This is a genomic window from Halomonas ramblicola (assembly GCF_030409215.1).
Taxonomy (GTDB): domain Bacteria; phylum Pseudomonadota; class Gammaproteobacteria; order Pseudomonadales; family Halomonadaceae; genus Halomonas; species Halomonas ramblicola.
The window spans coordinates 40,769-54,087 of sequence record NZ_JAUFPL010000025.1 but is presented as its reverse complement, the minus strand read 5'-3'; the positions used below and the strand labels follow the sequence as shown (position 1 = coordinate 54,087).

Here is a 13,319-nt window from a genome sequence, read left to right as displayed (position 1 = left end):
AAATCCGCAAAAGGAGCGACACAATGACGAATACATCCCCTATCGGTTTCATCGGCCTCGGCAAGATGGGTGCCGGCTTCACTTCGCGTCTCATCGAAAGTGGCTATTCCGTCATCGGCTACGACATCGACGACACCTGCTGCCAGGCCGCCAGGGCCAGGGGTGTCGACATTGCCGAGTCACCGGCCAAGGTCGCCGAGCGTGCCGAGATCATCCAGGTGTGCGTGATCTCCACGACTGCCGTGGAAGCGGTCATCCTCGGTGAAGGTGGCATTGTCGAGGTCGCACAGGGCCAAGGCAAGACTTTGATCGACCACTCCACGACAGAACTCGAGACCACCAAGCGCCTAGCACGGTCCCTGCGGGAGCGTACCGGCATGCAATTCGTCGACGCCCCGGTATCCGGTGGTCCCGGCGCCGCTGCCGAGGGACGCCTGGCCATCATGGCCGGTGGAGACCAGGCCGCCATCGATGCTATCCAACCCTTGATGACCACCCTGGGACAATTTACGCACATGGGCGAGGTCGGCGCCGGACAAGCCACCAAGCTTATCAACCAGGCACTGGTGCTCTCCAACTACTGCGTGATCGCCGAAGCCTGTAACCTTGGTAACCGTTTCGGCATCGATGTCAGCAAAATCCCTGACGCCCTCTCCTCCGGCTATGCCGGTAGTAACCTACTCAATGACCTACTACCGCGTATGGTCGAGAACGACTTCGAACCACGTGGCTATGCCCGCCAGATCCTCAAGGATCTGCACATGCTGCAGGATGCCTCCAATGCACTGAATGTGCCCATGCCCATGGCCGGCACCGCCAACTCGCTTTACAGCATGCTGGTCGCCCAGGGCAAGGGGGAGCTGGATGGCGCGGCCATCGTCTCGCTGATGGAAGGGATTACCCAGGAGGAATGAGCATGCCCTCACTGCCGATCATCGATGCCCATCAGCACTTCTGGGATCTCGAGCGCAACTATATTCCCTGGTTGTGCGACGAGCCGCTGATCCCGTTTCGCTATGGGAATTACCGCGCCATCCGGCGCAACTACCTGCCGGCGGATTATCGCCGCGACACCGCGAACTTCCGGGTGGTGGGTTCGGTATTCGTGGAGACCGAATGGGATCCCCGCACCCCCCTGGAGGAGACCCGCTGGGTCCATGAGCTGGCCGACCGCGAGGACCTGCCGACGGTGATGGTCGCCCAGGCGCGTCTCGATCGGCCGGATGTGGACGAGCTGCTCGCCGCCCACGCCTCCTTTCCGCGGGTCCGCGGCATCCGCCACAAGCCGCGAGCGGCAGCCTCTCCCGCCGAAGTGGAGCCCGGCGCCCCGGGCTCCATGGGGGACCCGGTCTGGCGCCGCGGCTTCTCCCGACTGACCGGGCATGGCCTCTCTTTCGACCTACAAACCCCTTGGTGGCACTTTGCAGAGGCAGTCGAACTCGCCGCCGCCTATCCGCAGACACAGATCATCGTCAACCACACCGGTCTGCCGGCGGATCGCAGCGAGGCGGGGCTGTCGGCGTGGCGGCAGGCCATGGAGCACCTGGCCACCGCCCCCAACGTGGCGGTGAAAATCTCAGGGATTGGTGTGCCCGGGACCGCCTGGACGGCGGAGGGCAATCGTCGGGTGGTGCTCGAAACCATCGACTGCTTCGGGGTGGAGCGCTGCATGTTCGCCAGCAACTTCCCGGTGGACAGCCTGGTCGCCACCTTCGAGACCCTCTACGAGGGCTTCCTGGCGATTACCGAGGCGTTCAGCCAGGCAGAGCGACTCCGGCTATTCTACGACAATGCCCGACACTTCTACCGCATCGACCTTCCCGCAGCCGGCTGAGCCCATGACGAGGGCGGCGCGCCGTGCAGGGCGCACCGCCCGTCGCTGCGGGCCTTGTCGATCGCGACGCGACCGGCAGGGGCCTGGCGCTATTCAGCCATTTCCTCCAGTGCCGACATCTCCACCTTGTTGCGCAGGTGACGGCTGAGAATCCCCCCGAGGGCAGCGCCGTCGCGGGCCCGCAGCGCCTCGACCATGGATTCGTGCTCACTGATCGCCTGAGACCAGTAGTCGTTGCTCAACTCGGCGGTGAAACGCACCCGTCGCACGCGATGGTTAAGGTTCTTGTAGACGTCGATGAGCACGTCATTCTGGGAGGCCACCACGATGGCCTCGTGAATCTGCTGGTTCGCCAGCAGGTACTCCTGCATGTTGCCACGCTTGTAGTGTGACAGCATCTGGTAATGGAGCGCCTCGATGTTGGCCAGCTCCGTCTCGGTGATTCGCTCCCCAGCCAGTTCGCCAGCCAGGGCCTCGAGGCTCTGCATGACCTCGAAGGTGTTCTTGAGCGTTGCCCTGGTCAACTTGGCAACCCGGGCACCGCGGTTCGGCAACAGCTCGACGAAGCCTTCATAGGCCAGGACCTTGAGGGCCTCTCTGAGGGGGGTCCGGGACACCCCGAACTGCTCGCACAGCTGTTTTTCGGGAACACGACTACCGGGCGCCAGCGTACCCTGAGCGATCAGATCGCGAATCCGCTCGGCAACCTCACCATGCAGGGTGTTCTGCCTGATTTTTTCCATGAGGAATCATCCCGACCTTGTGCAAGGCGCGATTCGACAGACCTTGGCTGGCGATCGCATCATGCAATGGAATCATTAAATCCTAATTATGAATTCATAAGGCCATATGGTCAACCCGATCATTCCAGGTACCAGGCTCATCCCCACTCTTCCAGCCGCATGGCCGAGCGCTCCAGGCGCTCGTCCTCGGCCTCGATCTCCCTGAGGGCGTCGCCGACGCTGGAGAGGTGCTCCAGGGCCACGCGGCGGGCCAGCTCGGGCTTGCCCTGCACCACGGCGTCGTGCAGCCGGGCATGCTGTCGGTTGATCATCTTCCTGGGCCCCGGCCGGTGGTAGAGGTTCTTCACCGAGGCGAACACCGAACTGAGCAACAGGTCGGTCACGCTCTGCAGGGTATGCACCAGCACGGGGTTGTGGGAGGCCTGGGAGACCGCCAGATGGAAGGCGTGATCCAGCCGCGCCAACCGCTCCACATCGACCGGGTCGACCGACTCGACGTAATCCGCCATCTCCCGATAGCGCCGGGTGATCAGCACACGGTCCGCCGGGGTGCCGCGGCTGGCCGCCAGCCGCGCGGACTCCCCCTCCAGCAGGGCGCGCACTTCGAGCAGGTCGAAGAGGGTCCGCGGATGATCCCGGAACAGGTGCATCAGCGGGCTCTGCTCCCGGGCCGGCAGCAGCGCGGCCACCGTGGAGCCGTGGCCGTGGCGGGTCTCGATGATGCCCTTGCCGCGCAGGATGCGTAGCCCCTCCCGCAGCGAGGCGCGGGAAACGTTCAGACGATCGCAGAGCCGCCGCTCCGAGGGCAGCAACTGCCCGGGACGGAAGATCCCATCCAGGATCAACTGCTCCAGCCGGGCCGCCACGCTCTCCGGTGTGCGTTGCCCCGCCGATGCCTCTTCACCCCATGCCTTCATGCCTCACCTCCGGCCCCTTCTTCGTGCTGGCCAGCACGCCGTCTCCCGTTTACCCTGCGAGACGAGGAATTGGAAAATCGTTTCATATTATACACGAATTACTGGTCTGACCACTGCACCACAGGCTGGACAGACGGCCGCCAAAGTCACAGATTGGCCTGTACCACCTTCCATGGACAAGCCGATCCAACGACCATGCAGCCAACCACTCCGTTCCACGACGACGCGATGCAGGGGGAGTCACCATGAACATCCTCTACGACGCCAGGCTCGACGGCGAACTGCCGAGCAACGACAAGGCCGAGGTGCTGGCCGACCTGCAGCGGGCCGTGCCGGACCTGACCCTGCTGCACCGCGAGGAGGACCTGCGGCCCTTCGAGTGCGATGGCCTCTCCGCCTACCGGGTGCTACCCATGCTGGTGGCGCTGCCCGAGACCCTCGACCAGGTGGCGACCCTGCTCCGGCGCTGCCGGGAACTGGGCGTGCCGGTGGTCACCCGCGGCGCCGGCACCGGCCTCTCCGGCGGCGCCCTGCCCCTGGAGCAGGGCGTACTGCTGGTGATGTCGCGCTTCGCCCGCATCCTCGAGGTCGACCCCGAAGCGCGCATCGCCCGCGTCCAGCCCGGGGTGCGCAACCTGGCCATCTCCGAGGCCGCCGCACCCTACGGGCTCTACTACGCCCCCGACCCCTCCTCGCAGATCGCCTGCTCCATCGGTGGCAACGTCGCCGAGAACGCCGGCGGCGTGCACTGCCTGAAGTACGGCCTCACCGTGCATAACGTACTGAAGGTCGAGGTGCTGACCATCGAGGGCGAGCGCCTGACGCTGGGCTCCGAGGCCCTGGACGCCCCCGGCTTCGACCTGCTGGCGCTGTTCACCGGCTCCGAGGGCATGCTCGGCGTGGTCACCGAGATCACCGTCAAGCTGCTGCCCAAGCCGGAGACCGCCAAGGTGCTGATGGCCAGCTTCGACGACGTGGAAAAGGCCGGCCGCGCGGTGGGCGACATCATCGCCGCGGGCATCATCCCGGGCGGCCTGGAGATGATGGACAAGCTGGCGATCCGTGCCGCCGAGGACTTCGTCAGGGCCGGTTATCCGGTGGAGGCCGAGGCCATCCTGCTCTGCGAGCTGGACGGCGTCGAGGCCGACGTGGACGACGACTGCGCCACCGTGCGCGAGGTGCTCGAGAAGGCCGGCGCCGCCGACGTCCGGCAGGCCCGCGACGAGGCCGAGCGCGCCCGGTTCTGGGCCGGCCGCAAGAACGCCTTTCCGGCGGTGGGCCGCATGTCGCCGGACTACTACTGCATGGACGGTACCATCCCGCGCCGCGAGCTGCCGCGGGTACTCAAGGGCATCGCCGACCTCTCCGAGGAATACGGCCTGCGCGTGGCCAATGTCTTCCACGCCGGCGACGGCAACATGCACCCGCTGATCCTGTTCGACGCCAACCGCGAGGGTGAGCTCGAGCAGGCCGAGGAGCTCGGCGGCAGGATCCTCGAGCTGTGCGTCGAGGTCGGCGGCACCATCACCGGCGAGCACGGCGTGGGTCGCGAGAAGATCAACCAGATGTGCACCCAGTTCCGCCCCGACGAGATCACCACCTTCCACGCGGTGAAGGCCGCCTTCGACCCGTCGGGGCTGCTCAACCCGGGCAAGAACATCCCCACGCTGGCCCGCTGCGCCGAGTTCGGCGCCATGCACGTGCACAAGGGTCAATTGCCGCACCCCGACCTGCCGCGCTTCTGAGAGATGACCATGACCCAGCACAATGCCCAAGACATGGCCGCGGCCCTCGCCGAACAGGTGCGCGCGGCCGACCGCGACGGGACGCCGCTGCGCTTCGTCGGCGGTGACACCAAGGCCTTCTACGGCCGGCCGGTGGAGGGCCGCACCCTCTCCACCCGCGAGCACCGCGGCATCACCTACTACGACCCGGTGGAGCTGATCGTCTCGGTGCGCGCCGGCACGCCACTGGCCGAGCTGGAGGCCGCGCTCGCCGAGCAGGGCCAGATGCTCGCCTGCGAGCCGCCCCACTTCGGCGACGCCGCCACCGTCGGCGGCATGGTGGCCAGCGGCCTCTCCGGCCCGCGCCGTCCCTGGGCCGGCAGCGTGCGCGACTTCATGCTCGGCGCCCGGGTGATCAACCGCGAGGGCGTCGAACAGCGCTTCGGCGGCCAGGTCATGAAGAACGTGGCCGGCTACGACCTGTCGAGGCTGATGGCCGGCGCCCAGGGCACCCTGGGCCTGCTCAGCGAGGTGACCCTGAAGGTGCTGCCCAAGCCGGGCACCTCACGCAGCCTGCGCCTCGAGCTGCCCCTCGACGTGGCCCTGGAGAAGCTCGCCGACTGGGGCCGCAAGCCCATGCCGATCAGCGCCGCCGCCTGGCTCGACGGTGCCCTGCACCTGCGTCTCGAGGGCGGCCCCAGCTCGGTGGCCGCCACCGCCGAACGCCTGGGCGGCGACGACCTGGAGGCGGGCTTCTGGACGGACCTGCGCGAGCATCGCCTGCCCTTCTTTACCGCCGGTGAGGCTCCCTTGTGGCGTCTCTCGCTGCCCGCCAATACCCCGCCCCTCGACCTGCCGGGCGAGCCTCCGGTGCTCTACGACTGGGCCGGCACCCAGCGCTGGGTGAAGAGCGATGCCGACGCCGAGGCGATCCGCGCGGCCTGCGCCCGGGTCGGCGGCCATGCGACTTGCCTGACGCCCGGTGCCGCCGAGCCCTTCACCCCACTGACGCCGGCGCTGCTCGGGTACCACCGCCGCCTCAAGGCCGAGCTCGACCCCCACGGCATCTTCAACCCCGGCCGACTCTACGCGGAGGTCTGAATGCAGACGCACTTCACCGAGGAAGCCCTCAAGCAGCCGCATATCCGCGAGGCCGATCGCGTACTGCGCACCTGCGTGCACTGCGGCTTCTGCAACGCCACCTGCCCCACCTACCAGTTGCTCGGCGACGAGCGGGACGGCCCGCGCGGGCGCATCTACCTGATGAAGGAGCTGCTGGAGAGCCGCGACGATGACGACCAGGTCACCGAGGAGACCCGGCTGCACCTGGATCGCTGCCTCACCTGCCGCAACTGCGAGACCACCTGCCCCTCGGGCGTGGAGTACCACAAGCTGCTCGACATCGGCCGCGCCGAGATCGAGCGCCGGGTGCCGCGGGGGCCCGCCGAACGCGCCCTGCGCTTCGGGCTGCGCAAGGCGCTGGTGGATCCCAAACGCTTCCAGGCGCTGCTCAGGCTGGGCCTGACCTTCCGCCCGCTGGTCCCCGGCACGCTGCGCGACAAGCTGCCGCCAGCGCCGGTGGACGCCGGCACGCGCCCCGACCATCACCGCCACGAGCGCCGGATGCTGATCCTCGAGGGCTGTGTGCAGCCGGGCCTGTCGCCCAACACCAACGCCGCCACCGCCCGGGTGCTGGACCGCCTGGGGATCGGGCTCACCCCGGTCGCCGAGGCGGGCTGCTGTGGAGCCATCGACTTCCACCTCAATGCCCAGGACGACGGACGGGCCCGAGCCCGCGCCAATATCGACGCCTGGTGGCCACACATCGAGGCCGGCTGTGAAGCCATCGTCCAGACCGCCAGTGGCTGCGGGGCCTTCGTCAAGGAGTACGTCGACATCCTCGCCGACGACCCGGCCTACGCCGAGAAGGCGGCCCGGGTCAGCGAACTGGCGAAGGACCTCTCGGAGATACTGCGCGACGAGGACCTCGACGACCTGAAGGTCAAGGAGGGCCGCCGGCTCGCCTTCCACTGTCCCTGCACCCTGCAGCACGCCCAGCAGCTGGGCGGCGCCGTGGAGGGCGTGCTGACGCGGCTCGGCTTCGCCCTCACGCCGGTCGCCGACGCCCACCTGTGCTGCGGCTCGGCAGGCACCTACAGCATCACCCAGCCGGAGCTCGCCACCCAGCTGCGCGACAACAAGCTCGACAACCTGGAGGCCGGCGACCCCGAGGTGATCGTCACCGCGAACATCGGGTGCCAGACCCACCTCGCCGGCGCCGGCCGCACGCCAGTCAGGCACTGGATCGAGATCGTCGACGAGGCACTCACATGATCGTCACCGCGCTCAATCATTCAGGTGCCAGACCCACCTCGCCGGCGCCGGCCGCACGCCAGTCAGGCACTGGATCGAGATCGTCGACGAGGCACTCACATGATCGTCACCGCGCTCAATCATTCAGGTGCCAGACCCACCTCGCCGGCGCCGGCCGCATGCCTGTCAGGCACTGGATCGAGATCGTCGACGAGGCCCTGACCTGACCGGCGCCACTTGAATTGTACCGGGCGCAGCACGCGTCCCGGTCACCGAGCACCCATGTGCCAAGACCAATAAATCACAAGATGCGAATCCAAGGAGAGTGACATGCAGACCAAGCCCGTACTGACCCAGGACGACGTCAACGCCATCCTCGACGCCGCCCAGCAAGAGGCCGAGGCCAACGCCTGGGCGGTGACCATCGCCGTGGCCGACGATGGCGGTCACCTGCTGGGCCTGCGCCGCCTGGACGGGGCCGCGCCCTTCAGCGCCGGCGTGGCCACCGAGAAGGCCCGCAACGCCGCCATCGGCCGCAAGGAGACCCAGGTCTTCGAGGAGATGATCAACAACGGCCGCACCGCCTTCGTCACCGCCCCCATGCAGGCGCTGCTCTCGGGGGGCGTACCGGTGCTCGTCGACGGCGAGGTGGCCGGCAGCGTGGGCATCTCCGGCGTCAAGCCCGACCAGGACGTCCAGGTCGCCAAGGCCGGCGTCGCCGCCCTCGGCTGATCGCCACCGGCCGGCCGGAGGACCCTTCAGGCCTGCGTCCGGCCGGCTTTTTCTCTCCCGGCTTCCGCCGCACAGTCCAGCACCCACGCCCACAGCGCTCGCTTCGCCTCGCTCGATGCGTCGGGCTGGGCATCGATCAACCCGTAGCCACGCGACGAGCGGATCTGCAGTTCCGGCAGGCTTACCAGCATGCCGCCGTCGAGCAGGTCGTCGATCAACCCCCGCCAGCCCATCCCGATGCCCTGGCCGGCGATCGCCGCCTGGATCAGCAGGGTGTAGTTGTTGAACGTCAGCTCCGACGACTCCAGGTAGTCGATGCCCGCCTGCTGCGCGAAATAGCGCGGCCAGTCCAGCCAGCTCTGCCCCTGTTCGGCCAGCAGCGTCAGCAGCGGCAGCTCCGCCAGCCGCTGCGGCGAGGCGATCGGGCCGTGCTGCCGCAGGAAGCCCGGACTGCACACCGGCAAGACCTCTTCCCGGAACAACGGCGGCACCCCGCCCGCCAGGGTCCGCTCGTCGCAGAACAGGATGGCGATGTCCACTTCCTGGGTACGCCAGTCGAGGACGCCCTGATTGGTCACGATGCGCACGTCGATATGCGGGTGCCGTTCGCGGAAGCTCGGCAGCCGGGGCATCAGCCAGTAAGCCGCGAACGAGAAGTCGGTGAGGATGTTCACGTGGGGATGGCGATGCCGGTGCTGGAGCCGGTCGATCGTACGATCGATGGTGGCGAACCCCTCCTGCACACCGACGAACAGCGCCTGTCCCGCCTCGGTCAGCCTCACGCCACGGTAGATCCGCTCGAACAGGGGCAGGCCGAGCTGCTCTTCCAGGCTGCGAACCTGCTGGCTGACGGCCGACTGGGTCGAGCGCAGCTCGCGGGCCGCGGCGGTGAAGCTGAGGTGCCGAGCCGCCGCCTCGAACACCCGCAGGCTGTTGGGCGACGCCGCCCGGGCTATCCATGACATTAGGTATAGCGATGCCTCCCATAAAAATTTACCGAGTTTACAGGGTATGAGATTAGCAGAGAGACTGTTGCGACAGCCAGTCAAGGCTGGAAGCGAGTCCCCGTACCCCCAGCTCGCATCAATGACAAGAGGAGGCCCCATGACGCGCAAGCAGCCCAACATCCTGTTCCTGATGGCCGACCAGATGGCGGCATCGGCCCTGCCCTTCTACGGCCATCCGCTGGTCAAGACCCCGCACCTGTCGCGCCTGGCTGCCGAAGGGGTGGTCTTCGACTCCGCCTACTGCAACAGCCCGCTGTGCGCGCCGTCGCGCTTCGTCCTGATGGCCGGCCAGCTGCCGTCGCGCATCGGCGCCTACGACAACGCCGCCGACTTTCCTGCCGACACCCCGACCTTCGCCCACTACCTGCGCGATGCCGGCTACACCACCGCGCTGTCGGGCAAGATGCACTTCTGCGGCCCCGACCAGCTCCACGGCTTCGAGGAACGCCTGACCACCGACATCTACCCGGCCGACTACGGCTGGTACGTCGACTGGGAGGACTTCGAAAAGCGTCCGAGCTACTACCACAACATGTCCTCGGTGATTGAGGCCGGCCCCTGCGTGCGTTCCAACCAGCTCGATTTCGACGACGAGGTCGCCTTCCGCGCCCAGCGCTTCCTCTACGATTACGCGCGGAACGGCGAGCAGCGCCCCTTCTGCCTGACCGTGTCGCTGACCCACCCGCACGACCCCTACACCATCCCGCAGGAGTACTGGGACCGCTACGACCATGACGACATCGACATGCCTCGCGTGCCCTATTCCCGCGACTTGATGGATCCGCACTCCAAGCGCCTGCGTTACGTCTACCAGTGCGACGAGGACACCATCAACGACGCGCAGATCCGCAATGCCCGCCATGCCTACTACGGGGCGCTCAGCTATGTCGACGATCAGCTCGGCGCCGTGCTCAAGGCCCTCGAGGAGACCGGGCTGGACGAGGACACCATCATCGTGTTCTCCGGCGATCACGGCGACATGCTCGGTGAGCGTGGCCTGTGGTACAAGATGAGCTGGTTCGAGGATTCCGCCCGGGTGCCGATGATCGTCCACGCGCCGGGCCGCTTCACCCCCGGGCGAGTCAAGGAGTCCGTCTCCACCATGGACCTGCTGCCGACCTTCGCCGAACTCGCCCATGACGGTACCGCGCCGGACTACGCCGTGCCCGTCGACGGCCGCAGCCTGATTCCGCACCTGACCGGCAACGGCGGCCACGACGAGGCGATTGGCGAATACTGCGGCGAGGGCGCGATCGCCCCGCTGCTGATGATCCGCCGCGGGCGCTACAAGTTCGTCCACACCGCCCCGGACCCCGACCAGTTGTTCGATCTCGAGGCCGATCCGCTGGAACTGACCAACCTGGCCGAGGATCCCGCGCACCTGGACCTGTGCAAGCAGTTCCGCGACGAGATCGCCCGTCACTGGGATACCGAGAAGCTGCATCAGCAAGTGCTGGACAGCCAGCGCCGCCGCAAGCTGGTGGCCCGCGCCAACATGAAGGGCAGGGTCACCCCCTGGGATCACCAGCCGGTGTTCGATGCCAGCACCCAGTACATGCGCAACACCATCGACCTGGACGACCTCGAGGCGCGCGCCCGTTTCCCGGTCCCCTCCGGTTCATAAGCCGCTCGGGGCCGGCCGGCAGACGCCGCGTTCAGAAGGCCACCGGCCCCGCCGGTGGCCCTTGTCGGCCCGCAGAGGGCCGCAGGCATAACAAGACGAGAGGTACTGCCCCATGACCCACCATCCCTCCCCTCCACAGGCGAACCGCTTGAATCGCGTCGCCGTACAAGGCTTGGAGGCCGGCTTCAATGCCGGTTTGCCTTGAGCCCACGAGTTCAGGACGATAAGGCCTAATATGACAATATCCTCGCTGTTTCATATCTGATAACAAGGAGTATCGCATGAATACTTCGAGCGATCCGGCATCGCCTGCCGAGACCAGCGACATGCAGACGGATTACATCGTCGGCCAGGACAACATCCAGGGTCGACTCGGGCCCGTCGGCTTCGATATCCACAACCGGGTCTTCGTCGTATCGGCGCTCGCCTCGGTCCTCTTCATCGTTCTCACCCTGCTGTTTCCGGAACGGGCGGGGAGCGTCTTCCAGTCCATCGTCGCCTTCTCCACCGGGAGCCTGGACTGGTACTTCATGATCCTGGTGGATTTCTTCATCCTGTTCTGCCTGGCGCTGGTCGTCCTGCCCTACGGGTCGGTCAGGCTGGGCGGGCCCGATGCCCGACCGGAGCACAGTTACCTGTCCTGGTTCGCCATGCTGTTCACCGCCGGCATCGGCATCGGCCTGCTGTTCTTCAGCGTGCTGGAGCCGGTCTACCATGCCAACGTCTCCCTGCCCCTGGGCGTCGCGTCTCCGTTCGGCGCCGATGGGGCGCTGAACCCGGAGGCCATTCCCGAGGCCAGCGCCCTGGGCCTCGCCGGCACCTTCCTGCATTGGGGCATCCACGGCTGGGCCGTCTATGTGGTGATGGCCCTGGCGCTGGCCATTTTCACCTACAACAAGGGCCTGCCCTTCTCCATCCGCTCGGCGTTCTTCCCGATCCTCGGCGAGCGCGTCTGGGGCTGGTGGGGGCATGTGATCGACATCCTGGCGGTGTTCTCCACCCTGTTCGGCCTGGCCACGGCGCTCGGGCTCGGGGCACAGCAGGCCAATGCGGGGATGAACTTCGTCTTCGGCCTGGACGTCAATACCACCACCCAGGTCATCGTCATCGTGCTGGTCACGGCAGTGGCCCTGGTATCGGTCTGGCGCGGACTCGAGGGCGGCGTGAAGAAGCTCTCCGAGATCAACATGGTCCTGGCCGTGCTGTTCTTCTTCTTCGTGCTGTTCGCCGGCCCGACCCTGGTGGCCCTGAGCGGGTTCTGGACGGGGCTTTCGACCTATGTCACGGATTTCCTCCCCCTGTCGGCGCCCTTCGGTCGCGACGATGACGCCTATCGCCAAGCCTGGACCATCTTCTACTGGGCCTGGTGGGTCAGTTGGGCGCCCTTCGTCGGCATGTTCATCGCCCGGGTGTCGCGGGGCCGCACGGTGCGCGAATTCGTGATCTGCGTGCTGCTGGTTCCCAGCCTGTTCATCTTCGTCTGGATGGGCGTCTTCGGCGCCACCGCGCTCGATCAGCTCTATGCCGACCCCGCCGGCAGCCTGGTCAAGGACTATGTGATCGACAACTACAACCCCGAGCTGGCGCTGTTCGGCATGCTGAACGAACTGCCGCTGACGGGCCTGATGTCGACCCTCGGCATCACGCTGGCGCTGATCTTCTTCGTCACCTCGTCGGATTCCGGCTCGCTGGTGATCGATACCATCACCGCCGGCGGCAAGATCGACGCTCCCCGGCCCCAGCGCATGTTCTGGGCCACGGTGGAGGGCCTGATCGCCATCGTGCTGCTGATCGGCGGCGGGTTGTCGGCGCTCCAGGCCGGGGTGACGGCGACGGCGATTCCGTTCTCCATCGTGATGCTGCTGATGTGCTACTCCATCATCAGGGCGCTCAACGGCGAGTTGCGCCAGCTGCGCCGCAAGGCCGCCTGAAGCACTCGATCGCGTCATGAAACCACCGCCCCCTGGGCATGCGCCGGCCGGAAGGCGGCGATGGCCAGGGGGAGGTCCCGGCTGTCGCACCCAGCATCGCTTTGGGCCGTCGAGAACGCTAGAGTAGACATGTGCGGGACCGGCATCGCCCGGCGATGGGCCGGTCGGCTTGCCGTGAGGGTCACGAACGAGCATACGGCTCACCGAGAGCCGGAGGAGGCGACACCATGGCCGGTGGCTGGTCGAGGGACGGTGCCGTGCAGGAGCAGATCGACAGCACCATCGAGGATGCGCTGCAGCGGGCGCGCAGCGAGCTGCAGCGGGGCGAGAGCCGGCATCACTGCGAGGAGTGCGGCGACGAGATTCCCCAGGCCCGCCGCGAGGCCGTGCCGGGTGTGCGCCTCTGCATCGCCTGCCAGAGCGAGCGCGACAAGCAGCGGACCGCCTTCAGCGGCTATAACCGGCGCGGCAGCAAGGACAGCCAACTGCGCTGA

At 67.0% G+C, this 13,319-nt stretch carries 12 protein-coding genes; 9 read left to right on the top strand and 3 right to left on the bottom strand.

All coding sequences use genetic code 11. The features are described 5' to 3' along the window. The first annotated feature begins 23 nt into the window (after window positions 1–23). Entirely contained in the window at window positions 24–914 is an 891-nt protein-coding gene (locus QWY80_RS09040) for an NAD(P)-dependent oxidoreductase (protein ID WP_290230523.1), read from the top strand. Between the two features lie 2 nt (window positions 915–916). Next, on the top strand, window positions 917–1,834 hold the full coding sequence (locus QWY80_RS09035; protein WP_290230521.1) for an amidohydrolase family protein: 918 nt from the start codon (window positions 917–919) through the stop codon (window positions 1,832–1,834). 89 nt (window positions 1,835–1,923) lie between these two features. On the opposite strand, the gene QWY80_RS09030 is transcribed toward QWY80_RS09035, so the two are convergent. Both QWY80_RS09030 and glcC read right to left on the bottom strand, forming a co-directional pair. Beyond that, window positions 1,924–2,577, bottom strand: a complete 654-nt coding sequence (locus QWY80_RS09030; protein WP_290230518.1) for a GntR family transcriptional regulator — start codon at window positions 2,575–2,577, stop codon at window positions 1,924–1,926. Between the two features lie 137 nt (window positions 2,578–2,714). Further along, a complete protein-coding gene (gene glcC / locus QWY80_RS09025; protein WP_290230515.1) occupies window positions 2,715–3,494 on the bottom strand; it encodes a transcriptional regulator GlcC in 780 nt (259 codons plus the stop codon). 245 nt (window positions 3,495–3,739) lie between these two features. Here glcC and glcD point away from each other — a divergent pair, with 245 nt between their 5' ends. The 4 genes from glcD to QWY80_RS09005 all read left to right on the top strand — a co-directional run bounded on the left by glcD (window position 3,740) and on the right by QWY80_RS09005 (window position 8,263). Beyond that, window positions 3,740–5,239, top strand: a complete 1,500-nt coding sequence (gene glcD / locus QWY80_RS09020) for a glycolate oxidase subunit GlcD (protein ID WP_290230511.1) — start codon at window positions 3,740–3,742, stop codon at window positions 5,237–5,239. A gap of 9 nt (window positions 5,240–5,248) precedes the next feature. After that, a complete protein-coding gene (gene glcE / locus QWY80_RS09015; RefSeq protein WP_290230510.1) occupies window positions 5,249–6,319 on the top strand; it encodes a glycolate oxidase subunit GlcE in 1,071 nt (356 codons plus the stop codon). Then, the gene (gene glcF / locus QWY80_RS09010; protein ID WP_290230508.1) at window positions 6,320–7,552 is read left to right on the top strand and encodes a glycolate oxidase subunit GlcF; all 1,233 of its coding nucleotides are present in this window, start codon (window positions 6,320–6,322) and stop codon (window positions 7,550–7,552) included. A 309-nt stretch (window positions 7,553–7,861) separates the two neighbouring features. Beyond that, a complete protein-coding gene (locus QWY80_RS09005; RefSeq protein ID WP_290230504.1) occupies window positions 7,862–8,263 on the top strand; it encodes a heme-binding protein in 402 nt (133 codons plus the stop codon). 26 nt (window positions 8,264–8,289) lie between these two features. On the opposite strand, the gene QWY80_RS09000 is transcribed toward QWY80_RS09005, so the two are convergent. Then, window positions 8,290–9,186 (bottom strand): choline sulfate utilization transcriptional regulator, encoded by an 897-nt coding sequence (locus QWY80_RS09000; RefSeq protein ID WP_290230502.1) that lies wholly within the window; start codon window positions 9,184–9,186, stop codon window positions 8,290–8,292. A 181-nt stretch (window positions 9,187–9,367) separates the two neighbouring features. Between QWY80_RS09000 and betC the strand changes: the two genes are divergently transcribed. From betC to QWY80_RS08985, 3 genes are all read left to right on the top strand, one after another. Then, complete coding sequence (betC, locus tag QWY80_RS08995) at window positions 9,368–10,894, top strand: choline-sulfatase (protein ID WP_290230500.1); 1,527 nt, start codon at window positions 9,368–9,370, stop codon at window positions 10,892–10,894. Window positions 10,895–11,175: 281 nt separating this feature from the next. Then, window positions 11,176–12,825 (top strand): BCCT family transporter, encoded by a 1,650-nt coding sequence (locus QWY80_RS08990; protein WP_290230497.1) that lies wholly within the window; start codon window positions 11,176–11,178, stop codon window positions 12,823–12,825. A gap of 227 nt (window positions 12,826–13,052) precedes the next feature. Continuing rightward, window positions 13,053–13,319, top strand: coding sequence for a DksA/TraR family C4-type zinc finger protein (locus QWY80_RS08985; RefSeq protein WP_290230495.1), 267 nt, complete (start codon window positions 13,053–13,055; stop codon window positions 13,317–13,319).

What these genes read in the sequence shown, in the direction of transcription:
- QWY80_RS09040 (WP_290230523.1), top strand. Translation starts at nt 24, where the DNA reads ATGACGAATACATCCCCTATCGGTTTCATCGGCCTCGGCAAGATGGGT.
- QWY80_RS09035 (WP_290230521.1), top strand. Translation starts at nt 917, where the DNA reads ATGCCCTCACTGCCGATCATCGATGCCCATCAGCACTTCTGGGATCTC.
- QWY80_RS09030 (WP_290230518.1), bottom strand. Translation starts at nt 2,577, where the DNA reads ATGGAAAAAATCAGGCAGAACACCCTGCATGGTGAGGTTGCCGAGCGG.
- glcC (WP_290230515.1), bottom strand. Translation starts at nt 3,494, where the DNA reads ATGAAGGCATGGGGTGAAGAGGCATCGGCGGGGCAACGCACACCGGAG.
- glcD (WP_290230511.1), top strand. Translation starts at nt 3,740, where the DNA reads ATGAACATCCTCTACGACGCCAGGCTCGACGGCGAACTGCCGAGCAAC.
- glcE (WP_290230510.1), top strand. Translation starts at nt 5,249, where the DNA reads ATGACCCAGCACAATGCCCAAGACATGGCCGCGGCCCTCGCCGAACAG.
- glcF (WP_290230508.1), top strand. Translation starts at nt 6,320, where the DNA reads ATGCAGACGCACTTCACCGAGGAAGCCCTCAAGCAGCCGCATATCCGC.
- QWY80_RS09005 (WP_290230504.1), top strand. Translation starts at nt 7,862, where the DNA reads ATGCAGACCAAGCCCGTACTGACCCAGGACGACGTCAACGCCATCCTC.
- betC (WP_290230500.1), top strand. Translation starts at nt 9,368, where the DNA reads ATGACGCGCAAGCAGCCCAACATCCTGTTCCTGATGGCCGACCAGATG.
- QWY80_RS08990 (WP_290230497.1), top strand. Translation starts at nt 11,176, where the DNA reads ATGAATACTTCGAGCGATCCGGCATCGCCTGCCGAGACCAGCGACATG.
- QWY80_RS08985 (WP_290230495.1), top strand. Translation starts at nt 13,053, where the DNA reads ATGGCCGGTGGCTGGTCGAGGGACGGTGCCGTGCAGGAGCAGATCGAC.